The sequence below is a fragment of the Ruegeria sp. CDSA021 genome, from assembly GCF_059612325.1.
Window position 1 is genome coordinate 130701 of the sequence record NZ_JBXWQJ010000004.1, and the last position, 18007, is coordinate 148707.

General features: G+C 54.5%; 17 protein-coding genes, 1 tRNA gene and 1 pseudogene. 8 read left to right on the top strand and 11 right to left on the bottom strand.

The window, feature by feature from the left end:
• Positions 1 to 5: 5 nt before the first annotated feature.
• The gene (locus AC2FLD_RS06880) at positions 6 to 191 is read right to left on the bottom strand and encodes a hypothetical protein (protein WP_050603938.1); all 186 of its coding nucleotides are present in this window, start codon (positions 189 to 191) and stop codon (positions 6 to 8) included.
• Between the two features lie 123 nt (positions 192 to 314).
• Here AC2FLD_RS06880 and AC2FLD_RS06885 point away from each other — a divergent pair, with 123 nt between their 5' ends.
• Positions 315 to 839 (top strand): CBS domain-containing protein, encoded by a 525-nt coding sequence (locus AC2FLD_RS06885; RefSeq protein WP_496668095.1) that lies wholly within the window; start codon positions 315 to 317, stop codon positions 837 to 839.
• A gap of 2 nt (positions 840 to 841) precedes the next feature.
• On the opposite strand, the gene AC2FLD_RS06890 is transcribed toward AC2FLD_RS06885, so the two are convergent.
• Positions 842 to 1606: a metallophosphoesterase family protein gene (locus AC2FLD_RS06890; RefSeq protein WP_496668096.1), complete on the bottom strand. Its 765-nt coding sequence runs from the start codon at positions 1604 to 1606 to the stop codon at positions 842 to 844.
• Positions 1607 to 1790: 184 nt separating this feature from the next.
• Here AC2FLD_RS06890 and AC2FLD_RS06895 point away from each other — a divergent pair, with 184 nt between their 5' ends.
• A complete protein-coding gene (locus AC2FLD_RS06895; RefSeq protein WP_496668097.1) occupies positions 1791 to 2804 on the top strand; it encodes an NAD-dependent epimerase/dehydratase family protein in 1014 nt (337 codons plus the stop codon).
• Positions 2805 to 2861: 57 nt separating this feature from the next.
• Here AC2FLD_RS06895 and nqrF read toward each other — a convergent pair whose 3' ends face one another.
• The 6 genes from nqrF to AC2FLD_RS06925 are packed head-to-tail and all read right to left on the bottom strand — an operon-like array spanning position 2862 to position 8722.
• Positions 2862 to 4085 (bottom strand): NADH:ubiquinone reductase (Na(+)-transporting) subunit F, encoded by a 1224-nt coding sequence (gene nqrF, locus AC2FLD_RS06900; RefSeq protein WP_496668099.1) that lies wholly within the window; start codon positions 4083 to 4085, stop codon positions 2862 to 2864.
• 10 nt (positions 4086 to 4095) lie between these two features.
• Entirely contained in the window at positions 4096 to 4704 is a 609-nt protein-coding gene (gene nqrE / locus AC2FLD_RS06905; protein ID WP_050603817.1) for an NADH:ubiquinone reductase (Na(+)-transporting) subunit E, read from the bottom strand.
• Positions 4704 to 5357, bottom strand: a complete 654-nt coding sequence (locus tag AC2FLD_RS06910) for an NADH:ubiquinone reductase (Na(+)-transporting) subunit D (RefSeq protein ID WP_152460184.1) — start codon at positions 5355 to 5357, stop codon at positions 4704 to 4706. The genes nqrE and AC2FLD_RS06910 overlap by 1 nt, the downstream gene beginning before the upstream one ends.
• A complete protein-coding gene (locus AC2FLD_RS06915) occupies positions 5357 to 6172 on the bottom strand; it encodes a Na(+)-translocating NADH-quinone reductase subunit C (protein WP_496668101.1) in 816 nt (271 codons plus the stop codon). The genes AC2FLD_RS06910 and AC2FLD_RS06915 overlap by 1 nt, the downstream gene beginning before the upstream one ends.
• Complete coding sequence (locus tag AC2FLD_RS06920; RefSeq protein WP_496668103.1) at positions 6165 to 7373, bottom strand: NADH:ubiquinone reductase (Na(+)-transporting) subunit B; 1209 nt, start codon at positions 7371 to 7373, stop codon at positions 6165 to 6167. The genes AC2FLD_RS06915 and AC2FLD_RS06920 overlap by 8 nt, the downstream gene beginning before the upstream one ends.
• 5 nt (positions 7374 to 7378) lie before the next feature.
• A complete protein-coding gene (locus AC2FLD_RS06925; RefSeq protein WP_496668105.1) occupies positions 7379 to 8722 on the bottom strand; it encodes a Na(+)-translocating NADH-quinone reductase subunit A in 1344 nt (447 codons plus the stop codon).
• A 298-nt stretch (positions 8723 to 9020) separates the two neighbouring features.
• Between AC2FLD_RS06925 and AC2FLD_RS06930 the strand changes: the two genes are divergently transcribed.
• Together AC2FLD_RS06930 and AC2FLD_RS06935 are read left to right on the top strand one after the other, a co-directional pair.
• Entirely contained in the window at positions 9021 to 10136 is a 1116-nt protein-coding gene (locus AC2FLD_RS06930) for a THUMP domain-containing class I SAM-dependent RNA methyltransferase (protein WP_496668107.1), read from the top strand.
• A 109-nt stretch (positions 10137 to 10245) separates the two neighbouring features.
• Positions 10246 to 10322 (top strand) — tRNA-Pro (locus AC2FLD_RS06935).
• Between the two features lie 131 nt (positions 10323 to 10453).
• Here the strand turns inward: AC2FLD_RS06935 and AC2FLD_RS06940 are convergent.
• The 3 genes and pseudogenes from AC2FLD_RS06940 to AC2FLD_RS06950 form a co-directional block, all read right to left on the bottom strand.
• A complete protein-coding gene (locus AC2FLD_RS06940; RefSeq protein ID WP_496668109.1) occupies positions 10454 to 11473 on the bottom strand; it encodes a tyrosine-type recombinase/integrase in 1020 nt (339 codons plus the stop codon).
• 14 nt (positions 11474 to 11487) lie between these two features.
• Positions 11488 to 11643 (bottom strand): annotated as a pseudogene (locus tag AC2FLD_RS06945) (helix-turn-helix domain-containing protein); the annotation flags it as partial.
• A gap of 499 nt (positions 11644 to 12142) precedes the next feature.
• On the bottom strand, positions 12143 to 12268 hold the full coding sequence (locus AC2FLD_RS06950) for a DUF3644 domain-containing protein (RefSeq protein WP_425079684.1): 126 nt from the start codon (positions 12266 to 12268) through the stop codon (positions 12143 to 12145).
• Positions 12269 to 12472: 204 nt separating this feature from the next.
• Between AC2FLD_RS06950 and AC2FLD_RS06955 the strand changes: the two genes are divergently transcribed.
• The 4 genes from AC2FLD_RS06955 (at position 12473) to AC2FLD_RS06970 (ending at position 17692) form a co-directional block, all read left to right on the top strand.
• Positions 12473 to 13051 carry a hypothetical protein gene (locus tag AC2FLD_RS06955; RefSeq protein WP_496668111.1) on the top strand — a complete coding sequence of 193 codons (579 nt, stop codon included), beginning with the start codon at positions 12473 to 12475 and terminating at the stop codon, positions 13049 to 13051.
• 94 nt (positions 13052 to 13145) lie between these two features.
• Complete coding sequence (locus tag AC2FLD_RS06960) at positions 13146 to 14159, top strand: hypothetical protein (protein WP_496668113.1); 1014 nt, start codon at positions 13146 to 13148, stop codon at positions 14157 to 14159.
• Between the two features lie 304 nt (positions 14160 to 14463).
• On the top strand, positions 14464 to 15591 hold the full coding sequence (locus tag AC2FLD_RS06965) for an ATP-dependent DNA helicase (RefSeq protein ID WP_496668115.1): 1128 nt from the start codon (positions 14464 to 14466) through the stop codon (positions 15589 to 15591).
• A gap of 655 nt (positions 15592 to 16246) precedes the next feature.
• Positions 16247 to 17692, top strand: coding sequence for a phospholipase D-like domain-containing protein (locus AC2FLD_RS06970; RefSeq protein ID WP_496668117.1), 1446 nt, complete (start codon positions 16247 to 16249; stop codon positions 17690 to 17692).
• Positions 17693 to 18007: the final 315 nt, after the last annotated feature.

Genomic DNA, 18007 nt, shown 5'->3' on the forward strand with positions numbered 1-18007 from the left:
CCACATCACAGCTTCAGAGGTAGGAAACCCAGCAACAACAGGCCGATTCCTGCTGGCAACCCAAACAGCCACGCCCGCTTCCGCCATCCCGGCGCCTGCTGCTTCCAAACCATGCGAAAATTGTGACCACACACGACGACTGCAAAGAAGATCAGAACGGCCACGGGCGGGGTAAGATAGAGTTCACTCACAAGCTTAATCGTCCTTTGTTGACCGCAGATTTCGCGCATTCGAGCAATTGTACCCTATACAGGTCATTTAGCTGCGCTAAGGTGAAAGGGAAAGACATTGCAAGAACCATAAGGAGATTGCCCATGGCCCCAACCTCGTACCAGTCACCATCACGCGGCGACAAGGCAGACAAGACGACCTACAGCCAATCGGCAGAGTCGAACTTGTCACATTCGCAGACAACCGTGGCCAAACTGCTTGAGGGAAAAGGGGACGCGGTATTTTCGGTGCGGCCAAACGATACGATTCATTCGGTGGTCAACACGCTCAAGGAAAAGCGGATCGGTGCCGTTTTGGTCACAGATCAGAACGGTGCATTGCAGGGCATCCTGTCGGAACGTGACATCGTGCGGCGCATGGCGGACACGCCGGGCCAGACCTTGCCACAAGCAGTCGAAGACCTGATGACCAAGGAGGTCAAGACCTGCACACCTGACGATCTGCTGAACGACGTTCTGAAGACAATGACTGAAGGGCGTTTCCGCCATATGCCCGTGCTGCGTGATGGCCATTTGTGTGGCGTCGTCACCATCGGAGATGTTGTGCATTTCCGCCTGAAAGAGCTGGAATATGAAGCCCTGCGGATGAAGCAGATGATCGTTGGCTAAGGTCAGGCGGTCGAAAGAAACCTGATGCCTCCGTCCTCGATTTCGGCAGCCGTAAGTCGGCCCGTTGCGAAAGCACCCGTGTCAATTGACAACACCTTGTTTCCGACACGAGGGTAGTCGACGATGGTGTGGCCATGCACCACCCACAGGCCGTCTCTGCGCGCAGTTCTTGGGAACATGGGATGCCCCCAGAGGCAAATCTGACGGTCTTGAGCTTCGACAGGATTATGCGGATCCAAAGCTGCATGAACAAAAGCGACGTTACCGCTGGTCCAGATCAGGGGCCGCTCTGTCAGCCATTCAAGCAGATCCTGCCCCATCGCTTGCCGAAGGTCATCGGCCAGTTCGTTGACGTTCTGGCTGTCTTCTGGGTCTCCAGTCGGTTTGAGCCCGAACGACGCCAGCGTGTGCATACCTCCGTTTCGAAACCAAAGCCTTGCATGGCGTTCTGGATCGTCCAGGAAATGCAACAACATCTCTTCATGGTTACCAAGAAGGCAATGGACTTGCCGGTCTGACGCTTCGCTCAGATGGCGCAGATGGTGCAACACTTGTGCGCTGTAAGGCCCCCGATCGATGTAGTCGCCAACAAAAACCAGAGGGCTTTGCTCATCCAAGCGTGGCAATAGCGCATGCAGCAAGTCCAAACGGCCATGAATATCGCCCACCGCCGTCACTCGCGTAATGGGGGCGATGTCGCAAGACACCGTATCGGTCGTTGGACGCGCCGTGCGGCTGAACCGCGATTTGATCCATTTCGTAACCATGCGCCCTGATCCCTACCCTTCTGAGCAAATGGCGGCAATGAACATCTGATTGAACAGGCAAAGTGTTGATCAACGCCCTCGTGTTGTCTGAAATGACCTTCGAAGCGGTCGAAAAACGTTGATCTCAGGCGCGAAACAAAGTCTTTCGGTCAACGATGATTTCGTTGTGCGATCTGAGGGTTTTATGAAACGTGTTTTGATTACGGGCTCTGCGGGGTTCATTGGCTTCCATCTGGCCAAGCTACTTCTGGCAGACGGGTTTCGTGTGCATGGCTATGACGGGATGACCGACTATTATGATGTGACCCTGAAACAACGCAGGCACCAGATCCTGTTGCAAACCCCCGGCTTCACCGAAACCGAGGATCGGCTGGAAAACTATGACCGGTTGGTACAGGTGGCGGACGAATTCCAGCCCGATGTCATCGTTCACTTGGCTGCCCAGGCCGGTGTGCGGCACAGCCTCGAGTACCCCCGCAGCTATATCGAATCAAATGTCGTTGGCACGTTCAATGTAATGGAAATCGCGCGCCAGCATAAAGTCGGGCATCTGTTGATGGCTTCGACCTCGTCAATCTATGGCGCCAACGAAGAGATGCCATTTACCGAGACGGAAAAAGCGGACACGCAATTGACCATCTACTCCGCCACCAAAAAGGCGAATGAGGCGATGGGGCATTCATATGCGCATCTGTGGGATCTGCCGACTACGATGTTTCGGTTCTTTACGGTCTATGGCACCTGGGGACGGCCCGATCTGGCCTATTTCAAATTTGTTGCCGCCATTCTCGACGGCCGTCCCATTGATATCTACAATCATGGTGACATGCATCGGGACTTCACCCATGTTGAAGATCTTGTGCGTGGGATAAGATTGCTGATCGATGTACCCCCGGTCCGGCCTGCCAGTCCTGAGGATATTGAGGACGGCGACAGCCTGTCACCCGTCGCACCCTATCGCATCGTCAATATCGGCAACGGGGAGAAAGTGCGTCTGATGGATTTCATCGAAGCCATCGAAGAGGCCGTTGGGCAGAAAGCCGTCAAGAATTTCATGCCGATGCAGATGGGTGATGTTCATGCGACCTGGGCCGATAATCGCCTGCTGCAACGGTTGACCAATTATCGTCCACAGACCGACCTGAAAGACGGCATTGCCCAGTTCGTCGCCTGGTATCGGGACTATTACGGAAAATAGCGTTGGCTAACCGCCAAACGAAAAAACCGGCGTTGGGAGCGCCGGTTTTTCTGTTTCTTACCCGCCGAAATCGTCGAGCATGATGTCTTCGCGGTCCACACCCAGATCCAGCAGCATGTTGATAACCGACTGGTTCATGATCGGCGGGCCACACATGTAGAACTCGCAATCTTCCGGCGCAGGGTGGTTCTTGAGGTACTCATCGAACAACACGTTATGGATAAAGCCGGTGTAGCCCTTCCAATCGTCCTCGGGCTGCGCATCCGACAGGGCGACATGCCATTCGAAATTATCGAACTCTTCGGCCAATTGGTCGAAATCCTCGACAAAGAACATCTCTTTCCTGGACCGCGCACCGTACCAGAAGGTGATCTTGCGGTTGCGGTTCTCCAGACGCTTGAGCTGGTCGAAAATATGGCTGCGCATGGGCGCCATACCCGCACCACCGCCAATAAACACCATCTCTTTCTCGGTTTCGCGGGCGAAGAACTCACCAAACGGACCCGAGATCGTGACTTTGTCGCCCGGCTTCAGGTTGAAGATATACGACGACATCTGACCCGGAGGGATGCCTTCCGAACCCGGAGGTGGCGAGGCCACACGGACGTTCAGCATGATCATGCCTTTTTCGTCCGGGTAGTTGGCCATCGAATAGGCACGTTCAATCGGTTCGTTAACGACAGACTCATACTGCCACAGATTGAAGCGATCCCAATCCTCGCGGTATTCCTCTTCCACGTCGAAGTCAGTGTAATTCAAGGCATGCGAAGGTGCCTCGATCTGGATGTAGCCACCGGCGCGGAAGTTCACGTCTTCGCCTTCGGGCAGGTCCAGCGTAAGCGCCTTGATGAAGGTTGCGACGTTCTCGTTCGAACGGACGGTGCATTCCCACTTCTTGACGCCAAAGACCTCTTCGGGAACCTCAATGTCCATGTCTTGCTTTACAGCAACCTGACAGGACAAGCGATCACCACACGAGGCTTCGCGCTTGGTGATGTGGCTTTCCTCGGTCGGCAGGATCGAACCGCCGCCCGAATGTACACGTACGCGACACTGGGCACAGGTGCCGCCACCGCCGCAAGCCGAAGGAACAAAAAGCTTCTCGGCCGCCAGCGTTTGCAGCAATTTGCCACCGGCGGGAACTGAAATGGTTTTCTCACCGTTGATGGTAATGTTCACGTTGCCTGTCGATACCAGCTTGGACCGGGCGGCCATGATAAGGGCCACCAACGCCAGAACGATTACGGTGAAAAGGGCTACGCCTAAGGTAAAGGTTTCCATCGACGCCTCCTTACAGTTTCACGCCAGAGAAGGACATGAACGCCATAGCCATCAGACCTGCGGTGATGAAAGTGATGCCCAGACCTTGAAGACCGTCAGGAATATCCGAATATTTCAGCTTTTCGCGTACGCCCGCCATCGCGGTGATCGCCAGCGCCCAGCCAAAGCCCGAAGATAGGCCATAGGTTGCAGCCTCGGCAAAGTTGTAGTCGCGTTCCACCATAAACAACGAGCCACCAAGGATGGCGCAATTCACCGTGATCAGAGGCAGGAAGATTCCCAGCGCGTTGTAGAGCGGCGGGAAATACTTGTCCAAAACCATCTCGAGGATCTGCACCATCGCCGCGATAACCCCAATGTAAGAGATCAGGCCAAGAAATGTCAGGTCCACATCCGGGAACCCGGCCCATGCCAGCGCACCGGGTTTCAGCAGATAATTCAACAACAGATTGTTGGCAGGTACGGTAATGGCCTGCACGACCATGACCGAAATGCCCAATCCCAGCGCGGTCGAAATCTTCTTGGACACGGCGATGAAAGTACACATCCCCAGGAAGAAGCTGAGCGCAAGGTTTTCGACAAAGATGGCCTTTACGGCCAGAGAAATCAGACCTTCCATCAGTGGGCCTCTACCTGCTGAATTTTGTATTCACGCTCTTCCACCTGGTTCGGCTTCCATGTGCGGAAGGCCCAGATGATCAGACCGATGATGAAGAACGCCGAGGGTGGCAGCAGAAGCATGCCGTTGGGCACGTACCAACCACCGTTGTTGACGGTCTCCAGAATGGTGACACCAAACAGCGAACCCGCACCAAACAGTTCACGAATAAAGCCGACCAACAGCAGGATCAGGCCATAGCCCATCCCATTGCCCATACCGTCGATAAAAGACGCAACCGGAGGGTTCTTCATTGCAAACGCTTCGGCGCGGCCCATCACGATACAGTTGGTGATGATCAGGCCGACAAAGACCGACAGGGTTTTCGAAATCTCAAACGCATAAGCCTTCAGGATCTGATCCACGAGGATCACCAGCGAGGCGATGATCACCATCTGAACGATGATCCTGATCGAGCCTGGGATCTGGTTGCGCAGGCATGAGATGAAGAAGGACGAGAAAGAGGTCACGAAGATCACCGCAAGCGCCATTACCATCGACACCTGCAGTGACGAAGTCACCGCCAGCGCCGAACAGATACCCAGCACCTGCAAAGTGATCGGGTTATTGTCGACAAGCGGGTCGACCAGCATCTCTTTTTTGGTCTGGGACATCAGAGCTCTCCTGCTTGCAGTTTGGCCAGAAACGGAGCGTAGCCCGCATCGCCCATCCAGAATTTCACCAGGTTATCGACACCAACCGAGGTCAGAGTAGCTCCTGCCAGAGCATCGATATAGAAGTCCGGTCCGGCAGCAGGCTGTGACTTGGCAACGGTGATCTGAAGATTCCCGTTGTCATCACGCAGCTTCTTGCCATTCCACAGCGCTTTCCAGCGTGGGTTGTCCACCTCGGCGCCAAGGCCCGGGGTTTCACCGTGCTGATAGAATTGCAGGCCGTAGATATCGTTGCCGTTGTTTTCCAATGCGATAAAGCCATAGAGCGTCGACCAAAGACCATAGCCGTGCAGCGGTAGGATCACCTTGTCCAAATCACCCGCATCGTCGCGCAGCAAATAGATCACGCGGTACTTCGACTTACGGCCAATGCCTGCCGGATCATCGTCCAGCGCCACGCTCAGTTCAGGATCGCTCGCGGCAGCGATGTCGTCGAATGTGGTCGGGTCGAACTGGTCATCGACGAAATTGCCGGTGGACAGCTCCAGCACATGCGGCTCGAAAGCGGCGAAGGCTTCGGTCACGTCGATGCCGGGCTCGAACACGCCCGCCACTTGCAGAACGTTGACCTGCTTGTCCTTCAGACGGTTGGTTTCCTGAACCGGGCGCAAGCTGACAGCGGCGGCGGACACGACCATTGAGGCAACGAGGCAAACGGCAACGGCGACGAAGATCGTTTTGCCAACCGAATCCGGCGAGGCCGCCAGGAACTTGGCCAGTGCGCCTTTAGGTTCTGGGGATTGCGTATCAGACATGGCGACGCGCCCTCCGTTTGATGTTGGCTTGAACAACGAAATAGTCGATCAGCGGTGCAAAGACGTTGCCGAACAAGATGGCCAGCATCATACCTTCGGGGAAAGCCGGATTGATGACACGGATCATCACAACCATGACACCGATCAACGCACCATAGATATAGCGGCCGACGTTGGTATGGCTTGCCGAAACCGGTTCAGTCACCATGAAGGCGAGACCAAAGGCATAACCGCCCAGCACGATATGCCAGTACCATGGCATCGCGAACATCGGGTTCGTGTCCGATCCGACCAAGTTCAGCAGCAGTGTAAAGCCGATGGTTCCGGCCAGACAGCCCACTATCAGGCGATAGTTGGCGATCTTCGTCATCAGCAGGAAAGCCAAGCCGATCATACAGGCAAGCGTAGAAGTTTCACCAAAGCTGCCCTGAATCTGGCCAAAGAAAGCGCTCGACCAAGTGATGCCATCCGCTGCCAGCGCCTGAACGCCGTCCGCAGCCGAGACCGCCAGAGCTGTCGCGCCTGAGAACCCGTCAACAGGTGTCCAGACCGCATCACCCGACATCTGTGCGGGATAAGCAAAGTACAGGAAGGCGCGTCCAACCAGTGCCGGATTGAGGAAGTTCTTGCCTGTTCCACCAAACACTTCCTTACCGATCACGACGCCGAAAATGATCCCCAGTGCAACCTGCCACAGGGGCGTGGTTGCGGGCATGATCAGCGTGTAGAGCATTGATGTAACAAGGAAACCCTCGTTCACCTCGTGCCCGCGCACGGTCGCGAAGATGACCTCGAATATGCCGCCAGCCACAAGCGTGACTATATAGATCGGCAGGAAATACATCAGCCCGTGCATCACGTTCGCAAATATGCTGTCTGGGCTCAGCGAAATACCAAAGGTCTGCAGAATGGCGATCCGCCATCCTGTGGCCGAGTCAGGCCCAAGCGTGGCAATAGCCGAGTTGGCTTGGTAGCCGGTATTGTACATCCCCCACAGAATACATGGGATCGTTGCGATCACGACATAGGTCATGATCCGCTTCATATCCACGTAAGACCGTGCATGCGGGGCGACAGTGGTCACAGTTTTCGGAGTGTAGATAAAGCTTTCGACCATCTCGTAGATGGGGAAATACTTTTCGTACTTGCCGCCCTTGGTAAAGTTCGGCTCAATCCGATCGAAGAAGCTGCGCAAACCCATTTGGATCAGCCCTCCTTTTCAATCTTGTTCAGGCAGTCGCGCAGCGCCAGCCCGTATTCATATTTCGCCGGACAGGCAAAGCCCACAAGGCCCAGATCCTCTTCGTCCAGCTCCAGCGCACCCAGCGCCTGGGCGGTGTCGGTATCCATCACCAACAAGGCTCGCAGCAGCTGAGTGGGCAAGTAATCCTGCGGCATCAGTTCCTCGAACACACCGGTCGGCACCATCGCGCGACGCCCGCCGTTCAGGTTGGACGTGAACGCATACAGCTTCTTGGCGAATGCCGACCCCAAAACCGGCTGGACAGAATACTTTGACGGCATTGGACGAATCCAGCCCATTGGGATTTGGTCGGGATCTTCACGGATGATGCTGATCTGACGGGCGAACCGACCCAGATAGGCCGTCGGCCCATCTGCGTGTTGCCCTGACAGGATCGAGCCGGAAATAATGCGGGGTGTTCCGTCGACATTCACCTCATCACGGGTCAAATCATCGGTGGATGCACCCATGACTGTGCGGATCAAGCGTGGCTGACGTGCGCCCGGACCGGTCAGAGCAACCACGATGTTTGGGTCGTGGTGACCGGTCTGCATCAGACGGCCAATAGCAATGACGTCCTGATAGCCGATGGTCCAGACCTGCTTTTCGCCAGCAAGAGGTTCAAGAAAATGGATATGAGTACCGGCCAAACCCGATGGATGCGGGCCCGAGAAAGCTGCCGCCTCAACGCCAGGCACATCTGCTCCGGGGATCGCGTCACCTTCTTTCTGGCAGAGGTAGGTCTTACCGTCGGTCAGCTTACTGATCGCGGTCAGGCCAACAGTGAATGCCTCGGGTGCCTCAGCGATGACCACCGCGGCATCAGCGGCCAGTGGATCACTGTCCATGGCAGTGACAAAAATCGCGGTCGGTGCACTGCCCGGCTGGGGCATTTTCGAATAGGGCCGTGTGCGGAAAGCGGTCCACAAACCAGCGGCGCACAATTTGGCAGTCACGCCCTCGGCCGTATCCGCATCGCCGACGCCAGAGAAATCCATGCCTGGGTCATTTACGTCCGACACTTCAATCACGACGCTTTGCAGAACACGACGGGCACCCCGGTTAATGGCGACAACCTTGCCACTTACAGGCGCAACCATCAAAGCGTCTGGTGCATCCTTATGACAGAACAACGGAGCACCCCGCTGAACTTCATCGTCTTCCTGCACCAACATCTTTGGCTTCAGGCCGGCATAGTCGCCGCCCAAAACACCAACGGTCTTATATTCCGGCCCCGGATGGATGGTCTGGTCAGGAGCACCTTCAACTGGCAGATCCAACCCTTTTTTCAGTTTGAAAGTTTGCATGTTGCTACGTTCTTCCAAGCCTTTGTTGCTGCGCCTGTCTTGCCGACGCCCATTCGAGCCTATGCAATAACGCGGAAAATTTTACCATCTGTCGCAAATGCGTCAGAATGGGTCCAAAATCCGTTGGCGTAATTCCGATCACGGACCCTTTACGCGGGGACGCCCCTAAACGCAAACCTGTTACCGCCAAAACTTATCCTGAAACTGCATATTCCTGCGATACCCCGGTCAAATTAGCAGATATTGCGTTTCAAAAAAGCGTGTCGCACCTGCCCGTCTTCCGGTGTAAGCAACCGGAATGGAAAAAAACGCAGACCTCGATATCTTTCTGATCGCCACACCGGGCCTCGAAAATCCACTATGTGCCGAGGCACAATCCTGCGGTTTCGCCGAAGCAAAAGCTGTTCGAGGTGGTGTAACGTGCCGAGGATCCTGGTCCGAAGTTTGGCGTGCGAATCTGACATTGCGCGGGGCAAACAAGGTTCTTGTACGCCTGGGCAGCTTTCCGGCCGTGCATCTGGCTCAATTGGACAAGCGTGCGCGCAAGTTTCCGTGGGGTGATTTTTTACGCACCGACGTTCCGGTGAAGGTCGAGGCCACAAGCCGCAAGTCCAGAATCTACCATGCGGGTGCAGCCCGGCAGCGGATCGAACGCGCCATTTCCGAGGTTTTGGGGGCACCGATCTCGCCCGAGGCAGAACTAAGGGTCTTGCTGCGCATTGAAAAAGACATCTGCACACTGTCGATCGACAGTTCAGGTGAGCTTTTGCACAAGCGTGGTCACAAGGAAGCAATTGCCAAGGCCCCGATGCGTGAAACAATGGCTGCCATGTTCTTGCGAGAGTGCGGGTTTACAGGGGACGAGCCTGTGCTCGACCCGATGTGCGGATCAGGTACGTTTGTGATAGAAGCCGCCGAAATTGCACTTGGGTTGATGCCGGGCCGATCACGTCGCTTTGCGTTCGAAAACCTGGCCGAATTCGATCACGACCAGTGGCAAAAGATGCGTGAAAGCAACACTGCGCAAGAATGCTCTCTGACTTTCCACGGATCGGACAGAAACGCAGGTGCAGTGGGCGCCGCCGCAGCCAATGCCGAGCGGGCCGGGGTTGGCGCGATGACGCGTTTTCCGCAACGTTCGGTCAGCGACATTAAGCCACCTGAAGGTCCTGCCGGTTTGGTTATTGTGAACCCGCCTTATGGGGCACGCATAGGAGACGAAAAGCGGTTGCGCTCTGTCTATGGCACTCTGGGTAAGGTTTTGACCGGCCGTTTTCAGGGATGGCGCGTTGGAATAGTGACCAGCGCACCCGCATTGGCACGGGCCACTCGCCTTCCGTTGCTCCAACCCGGCCCGGTGGTAGATCACGGCGGCACAAAGATTCGCCTGTACAAAACGGATCCGCTTCGTTGACAACAGACAGCATTACGATCTTATCCATTGCCGTGTATAAGCCTCCACAATCACGCCTCAGAATCCTCTTGCGCACCCAGAACACCGGGTATAGATCACCCGCCACGGTCGGAGTGTAGCTCAGCCTGGTAGAGCACTGTCTTCGGGAGGCAGGGGTCGGAGGTTCGAATCCTCTCACTCCGACCAATAAAACAAGGCGCCCAATGGCGCCTTTTTTGTTTTCTGGGGATCGGCCGCAACGATATCCGCAACGTTTCGTTCGATAGATGTGCCCAGTTCGTTCACTACCGGCATCCACCAACTATCGAATTAGCGCTTCATATCTTCCAGTCCATTATTCCCGCTGCGTTCTTAAGCGCATCTGGGCTGTAGGACCGATAGACGTTTTCCAGGGTTTCGCGCGAGGTCGCAAAATAGGCCGTGGCGTCCTCCAGTGTCATGCCGTGCATGAACGCCCAGGTAACCGCTGTGTGCTTTAGGGTGTGCGGCGTCACATCCTTTAGACCGGCCCGCTGGACGGCCGCTCGAAAGGCCTTGTCGATCCGATCTATCGGCGCCCCGTTAAACGACACTACGTGGCTCCCCTCCTGGGCCCAAGTCTTCATCTCCGTGTGGAGCGTGCCAGGCATCTTGACCATTCCCTTGCGCTTCTTGGTCTCGGCCTCGGCCTTGCCAAGGAAATGGATCACCCCGCTGTCAAGATCGACCCAGCCGCTATCAAGGGAGGGCATCCACTTCAGCCGTGTGATCGCGGTCTTCCGACGTCCGGTGTATAGCGCGATCTTGATGAACCGCTGGACGTGAGAAGCAGAGGCTTCCAGCAGGCGCTGGATCTCCTCCTCGGTCAGCCAGCGGTCATTGGCGACTCCCTTCTCAGGCAGGGTTACGATCGGTGCATGGCTGATCCTGCGCGACGCCAGGGCGTATTTGACAGCGGCGTTCAGTGTGTTCATCTCGCGCCGGACGGTCCATGCGGCGCACCGCCTCCAGGCAGTATAGCCCCGGCACCTGTCGATGTCGATCTGGGACACCTTGAGGTCGCTCCAGTAGGGCGACAGTGCCTGTATCGTGTAGAGCAGGCGGTCCCTGTCGCGGACCACCTTTACCTTAGCCTCGCCGTAGTGCACCAAGATCTCGCCGACGGTGATCTCGCTCGGGTCGCGGACGCGATTATCTTGCCGCTTCTTACTGGCGATGTAATTGCTCAGGACTTCTTCCGCTGCCTCATGAAATCCATCACCAAAGCCTGTCCGGATCTGCTGTCCTCCGTCCAGGATGACCCAAGCGCCATCGTCTTTGCGTTGGAAGAGCCGGGCAGGTTTGCGCTTACGTGGCATGTCTTTGTGAACCTCTTCAATTCCTCGCGGGTCATGTAGTAGCGCTTGCCGAGGCGAACCGCGTGGATCTCGCCCTGGTGAATCATGGTCCGAACCGTTCTCAGGGTGATCGTGCGATGTAAGGCGGCCGCGAATTCCTCGATCGTGAGGAGTGCTTCGTCACTACTCATTACGTAACCGCCCGGAGGGTTGTATCCACAACCCAGATGCAAGGGTGGTATTCAGCCATCGAAGTTTCGGACACGGGCGCCAATTTCATGATCTGCGTACGCATTGCCGGGAGGTTCCTTTTTCGTGTGATCAATAAGCCTATAGCAAGCACAACGTCGGATGCGCATTGTAGATCGGAGAAAAATCATAAGCTATTGATATATTTCGAAAGAAATTTCTAGATAGTGCCGCTCTCCACTATTTCCGATAGTGATTTCGACAACCACGGGCCAACTACATGTTCAGGCCGCCGCTCCCTAGCGGGCTTCCCGCTCCGACCTCTGCGTCCGACTAAAACAAGGCTGCGCAACTAAGATGATCCTCTAGCCGATGTTTCAATCCACGCTGCTTGGACTACGCGGCTACTGATCATCATCAACAATAGCTATCCTGTTTTTCTGCACACTCTTCGAGAACAAGTTCGATCCAGCGGTCGCCGGTAGTCGATGCCCTCCTTTTTTAGTAAGTGCGGACTAGATATGTCCACGCGATGTTGGCCGTCACGATGAACAATTTGGCACGGAAGGTAGGGTCGATTGAATTGATGAGGTGAACAGCAGCGATCAAGGCCTCATTATTTTCCATTCCAATAGAAGGGTAGTCTTAGAACACGGCAGAGAACCGTTTTGTTAAGAAAGAGCACCCACCACTGGATGTTCACTTCGACATGTCACAAAGTTTAAGTCAAAAAAATTTCGCAACAAGCCGCAAGTCGACAGCCGCAGCGCTATAAAGGAGATGCGCGCGAACTTAGTCGCACACAATAAATAAAGTTGAAAGGAATCCTATATGGACGCCGCACCCAACCGCCTTGGCGGAACAATAGATGTTGGCAAACTGACTGCTCTCAACATCGATCTCAAAGAGAATATCTCTGGAGAAAATCACGATTTCATCGACAAGGGCACAGTGTTTTTCTTGCTGAAATCGATGGCCGATGAGCTTAATGGCGACAAGGATGCACCGGAGCTTGTCAGTTGCCTTCTGGGTATAACCAATGAGTTGCTCCAGGTGCTTGAAAACCATGAGTCAATTCATGTAACGCCCACCAAAATCGACGGAACAAAATCCGTTACCGAAATCCCGTTGTTTCCGCCGCAGATTCCGCCTTTGCCCCCGCTTACCGCACTGCGTCAGCTTTCTCGTGAAGATCAGGTTCGCTTTCTCGACAAGCGTGCCAGTGATTTAATGCGCGAAATTGAAGGTCTGCGTTTAGGTTACTATGAGGCACCGGATTACCGGCAGGCCTATCGAATGATCGAGCAGGCTCGTCGCCGATTTCGCAAGTTGCGCGACACCGCCATGAAGCTGGGTCACTGGACTGATGGACGCTGGAACGCAGGTTCTGAAGAGACCCACCTCGTCTGATCTGGCGCAAGCCACCTCCCACCCAACCCAAGCACAAAGACATGACCGGGATTTCGACCGCAAGGTCGGTCCCGGCACGAAAGAGATATGTCAAATGACAATGGATCAACACAAACTGAGGCTAAACAAGCTTCATCGCATGCTCACGCTTATACCGACAAAATACCGCGCGCTCGAGGCCGAAGTGATGCCGACCAAATGGCCGGAGTATCGTTTTCTTACACCTTTTGATGCCACGAAGCAGTTCCATCGTGCCTACATCGAAGCGTACAGGAATTACTATCGCGAGAACATCGACGCGACCGCTGCATCCGACATTAAGGTCGGTTTCAAGTTGAACTTTTTCAAACGGAGCTCCGATCTGACTCAGCTCAATGATGCACGTCTGAAGGCCGATCGGATCGGATTGCCGTATCCTGCTTACTTGGAGTTCGCATTCAAGTTCGCGTCGGCGCGTAAACGCAAATATCCACCGCAGCCAAATCAGCTTTGGCCTGGCGAGAAGAAACGCGATGCCTATCTGACCAAGATAGTGGAGTTCTGGAGTGATGACCGCCATGGCCTCGAATTGAACCGGATGAAGGGTATGCCCCAGTACGCATATTTTTCCCACCAAAGCCTTCCGGCGCAGCATCAATTTCGTAAAGAAATGCTCGATTTGGTCAGTCGCGGCGTATTTTCGATAGAAGGGTTTGTTGCCAAGCACGTGATCGAGCGCCAGTACTTCCGTGCCGTTGACTGTAACTTCCTTGGGGAAAAAGCCGTCGAGAGTGCTGAACGCAAAGCACGAGAAGACGTAGCCAACGGCTTCCTTAAACCCGTTGAGCTCAAGACGCCTAAAAGCGAGGAGTTCTACCAGAGTTGTTTTGGTGTGCCTGGGGTAGTCACGTCTGACAATCCTATTTGCTCATTCTGTACGCAACGTGGAAATTGTGAGCTGGCGCGCCAGGCGGTCATCTCGAAAACCCTTTCAGAAACGGGCTTCGCGGATCCGATTGCCGAGGCCGATAGGCGGGCAAACCGGAGGCGCGTGAACGAATATCGCGCTCGCCAGCGTGCACTGAAGTTAGAAGCCAACGCTGCCCCGAAGTTGGAGGTTGCGGTGTAATGGCCCCCTTGCGTCAGACATAGTGTAAGAGAAATGAAGTTAAATATTAGGGGAGCGTTACACCTTCCGGAGATCAAGAAACTCCTCCGGGTATGTAATGCCCCCCTAATTAATTACTTTCTCCGGAACATTCCTCCTGAAGTGTAACCTGTCACAAGGGGGGCATTACACCTTAATTTCCATGAACGCAGAGCCGACCATCAATCGTCTGGTTGGTTTGTCCCTAAGACGCCCAAGATACGCTCGGCCAGACTCGCCCGTTGGCCAGGATTCTCAACCCCAAACCTGCAGAAGACCTAACCTCATGAATGCTATCAATTTCACTATGTCCGGCCAACAGCTCTCAGCGCTTGACTGCGTTGGCTCCTGGCTGAAGAACGATGCCAAGACAAATAAGATCTTCCGGCTCTTCGGATATGCTGGCACCGGCAAGACGACAATCGCGCGACATCTGGCCAGCGGTTTGAATGGAAGGGTTGTTTACGCAGCCTTCACTGGCAAAGCGGCTATGATGATGCAGCGCAACGGCTGCGAGGGTGCTTCCACCATCCACAGTCTGATCTACAAGTTTGTTCAGGGACCGGATGGCAAATTCAGTTTCCACCTCGATCCGGATAGTGCAGCAGCGGATGCGGACTTAATTGTGCTCGATGAGTGCTCAATGGTTGATGTGAACTTAGCCAGTGACATTATGTCATTCGGAACTCCTATCCTCGCACTTGGTGATCCTGCCCAACTGCCGCCGGTGGCCGGAGAGGGCTATTTTTTCACCAACGCCAAGCCTGACGCCATACTGACCGAAATCCACCGTCAGGCCAAAGACAGCCCGGTCTTACAACTGGCGACAGACATTCGTGAAGGGAAACCGTTGAAATATGGTGCCTATGGGAACAGCCGTGTGGTGCCGGACGGGAGTCTTGAGATTGATGAGATACTGAATGCGGACCAGCTCCTTGCCGGTAGGAACGTCACTCGTTCCCACTACAACGAAGAAATCCGCAGGGCCTTGGGACGCACCAGCGACCTGCCTGAGATTGGCGACCGCCTTGTGTGTCAGCACAATGACCATGGCCTTGGTATCGTCAATGGAGGCATGTTCACGGTCGTCTCTGAGCCGAAGAAGTCCCGGTTTTCGGGGACTTTGTCGTTGGAACTGAAATCGTGCGACTTCCCGGATCATGAAAACTACCGCGTACGTGTGCATCCGGAGTTTTTTACTGACGACGAAGAGAGATTGGCGGACAAGGAACGGAAAAATTCTCAGCAGTTTAAGTATGGCTACGCTTTGACAGTTCATAAAGCCCAAGGCAGCCAGTGGGACCACGTGATTATAGAGGACGAAAGTCACATCTTCGACAAATATGCGAGGAATTGGCTCTATACCGCAGTTACACGGGCTTCTGAATGCGTGACTCTGGTTACACGCCTCTAGGATATTTCCATACTAAAGGCGTCATTGGGCAGGGTTTCTCTGCCCAATGATAAAGTTTTCGTCTCTATTCGGCGCTCCTTGGTCAAGCGCCTTCGAGCAATTATTAACAGCGGGACTTCAGGTCTTTCGCGGGCCCTTGCTTCTCTTCGGGATCAGCTTGCTGGCCCTCCCATCCTGGGATCAGAAGAGTGAAGCGGTCCAATCTGACTCGCGGCCTAGCAGTCATGATACTGTCGGATCTGAACCCGTTGCGAACTCGCCTCAGCTCGAGACGCAGCACCTACCGAAGACCGAAGCTGGAATTTGGGCACAATCCGAATACGCCATCTGACTCTATATAATGGGAGCATTGGGCCTCACAGTCGTGTTGGCGCCAGAATGCATCCCCTTCGCCTCCAAAGGCTAATTCTAGGACATCGCTGATATCCGACGGGCGGGAAGCAGACCTTCGCTGCACCGTTCATCGAGGTCCGCAGAATGGAGCTAAGCAGACGTTGGTTAGGCTCGGAGACGGCGTATGAGGTGCGCCAAGCGTGATGTCAGTGGTAGAACGGTTGGATCCAAGCATTTCAAAACCAAACTTTCTGCACCCTTGTTAGTCAAAAGAGATAGGGTGAGGCTTCAAGTGGTGTAGCTTCATTTGGGGGATCGTATTTTGAGCCTCGCCTACCTGTGGGCATTTCTCGTCACGCTTGCGCAGGTGTCTTTAGCCTTCGGAGTCACTGTGCATGCTGTTCTGAGAAAGCGCGATACGCGCGCGGCCATTGGCTGGTCAGCCCTTGCTTGGCTTGCGCCGTTTGTGGGCTCGTTGGCGTACATCATACTGGGCGTCAATCGGATCAACCGGGCTGGCACACGGATGGGCCTGTCAGACACCATGCGCAGAATTCCAAGTTTCTCTCTCTCGGAAAGCGAGAGAGTGTTGTTTGAAGAGGCTAATATTCAACTACCTCACTTGGCCGGATTAGCCCGTGCCGGGGAAGCTCTTAGCGCAAAGTCACTCTTGCCGGGAAACACGGTCGATTGCCTACGAGATGGTGACGAGGCCTTTCCGGAGATGATCGCGGCCATAGATAGTGCCAATTTATCGGTTGGATTGTTGAGCTATATTTTTGACAGCGACCGAGCAGGAGAAGAATTCTTGAATGCGCTCGTCCGCGCCAAGGATCGCGGCGTGGTAGTGCGCGTTCTTATCGACTGCGTTGGCGCGCGCTACAGCAAGGAAAACATGGTTGCTCGTTTGAAAGAGGTGGGCATTGAGGCCGCGAGTTTTCTTCCTACAAGCGGGTTCTCCTCACGCCGCTTTTCAAACCTGCGAAATCACAGAAAAATCCTTGTCGTAGATGGCTGTATAGGCTTCACAGGTGGAACAAATATTCGCGAAGCGCACTGCCTGAACCTCGATCCCGAGGCGCCGACACAATGCCTGCATTTCAAATTCGAGGGGCCGGTTGTAAGCCACTTCAAACAAGTGTTTGTCACGGACTGGGCCTTCACCACAGGTGAGCAGTTGAGCGGCCCGGCATGGTTTCCTGAGCTTACACGCCATGGCACAGTCTGGTCGCGGGGGATTTCGCACGGACCAGACGAGGATTTCGAGACGCTCAGCAAACTCATTTTCGCAGCGCTGTCGGCCGCGCGGGAACGGGTGCGTATTGTCAGCCCTTATTTCCTGCCAGATTCTCGGCTGATAGAAGCGCTTTCAGTGGCGGCGCTCCGTGGCATCAAGGTCGAAATCTACCTGCCATCCAACAACAATGTTAAGGTTGTCGAGTGGGCAGCTATGGGGCAGATCGGGCAAATTTTGGAACATGGTTGCCGGGTTTTCTTCACCAAGCCACCGTTCGATCACACGAAACTCATGCTCGTGGACGACGTTTGGGCTCTTGTTGGAAGTACAAACTGGGATCCCAGAAGCCTTCGATTGAACTTTGAGTTCAATGTTGAATGCTATCATCGAGAGCTGTCGGAAGAACTCCATGCCATCCTTGACTCAAAAGCACTTGGCGCTCGAGAAATTGGCCTTGAAGAGATCAATGATCTCCCGCTTTTGGCCAAATTGCGCAACGGTTTCGCCCGGCTACTTTCCCCTTACCTTTAGGAAGCACAACTTAGACTTACACCCGAACTTCCCGAACGTCCAAGCGAGCGGTCTGAGAAGCAGTTCTTTTTTGGTATCTGCAACGCCCTTAAAAACTTGACCCAAAATGAACAATGCAGAGGGTTTGTCCGAAATTGAAAGGGAAGGTTGAACGTCCCCTTGTCTATTTCGCGGTGTTGAAAAGTTGCGCCAACAAGCTCGCGTGGCTATCATCTGAATATGGAATTTATTGTGGGCGGCATAGTTACGGTTGTTCTGGTGATTTGGGGCGCGGCCTCATTTTGGCGAGCGCCCTCAAAGGACCAAAAGAAGGAA

Excerpts from the sequence above, each read along its gene's own strand:
- AC2FLD_RS06885 (WP_496668095.1), top strand. The coding sequence starts at position 315 with ATGGCCCCAACCTCGTACCAGTCACCATCACGCGGCGACAAGGCAGAC.
- AC2FLD_RS06965 (WP_496668115.1), top strand. The coding sequence starts at position 14,464 with ATGAATGCTATCAATTTCACTATGTCCGGCCAACAGCTCTCAGCGCTT.
- AC2FLD_RS06955 (WP_496668111.1), top strand. The coding sequence starts at position 12,473 with ATGGACGCCGCACCCAACCGCCTTGGCGGAACAATAGATGTTGGCAAA.
- AC2FLD_RS06930 (WP_496668107.1), top strand. The coding sequence starts at position 9,021 with ATGGAAAAAAACGCAGACCTCGATATCTTTCTGATCGCCACACCGGGC.
- AC2FLD_RS06940 (WP_496668109.1), bottom strand. The coding sequence starts at position 11,473 with ATGCCACGTAAGCGCAAACCTGCCCGGCTCTTCCAACGCAAAGACGAT.
- nqrE (WP_050603817.1), bottom strand. The coding sequence starts at position 4,704 with ATGGAAGGTCTGATTTCTCTGGCCGTAAAGGCCATCTTTGTCGAAAAC.
- AC2FLD_RS06960 (WP_496668113.1), top strand. The coding sequence starts at position 13,146 with ATGACAATGGATCAACACAAACTGAGGCTAAACAAGCTTCATCGCATG.
- AC2FLD_RS06895 (WP_496668097.1), top strand. The coding sequence starts at position 1,791 with ATGAAACGTGTTTTGATTACGGGCTCTGCGGGGTTCATTGGCTTCCAT.
- AC2FLD_RS06910 (WP_152460184.1), bottom strand. The coding sequence starts at position 5,357 with ATGTCCCAGACCAAAAAAGAGATGCTGGTCGACCCGCTTGTCGACAAT.
- AC2FLD_RS06915 (WP_496668101.1), bottom strand. The coding sequence starts at position 6,172 with ATGTCTGATACGCAATCCCCAGAACCTAAAGGCGCACTGGCCAAGTTC.
- AC2FLD_RS06925 (WP_496668105.1), bottom strand. The coding sequence starts at position 8,722 with ATGCAAACTTTCAAACTGAAAAAAGGGTTGGATCTGCCAGTTGAAGGT.
- AC2FLD_RS06890 (WP_496668096.1), bottom strand. The coding sequence starts at position 1,606 with ATGGTTACGAAATGGATCAAATCGCGGTTCAGCCGCACGGCGCGTCCA.
- AC2FLD_RS06920 (WP_496668103.1), bottom strand. The coding sequence starts at position 7,373 with ATGGGTTTGCGCAGCTTCTTCGATCGGATTGAGCCGAACTTTACCAAG.
- AC2FLD_RS06950 (WP_425079684.1), bottom strand. The coding sequence starts at position 12,268 with ATGGAAAATAATGAGGCCTTGATCGCTGCTGTTCACCTCATCAATTCA.
- nqrF (WP_496668099.1), bottom strand. The coding sequence starts at position 4,085 with ATGGAAACCTTTACCTTAGGCGTAGCCCTTTTCACCGTAATCGTTCTG.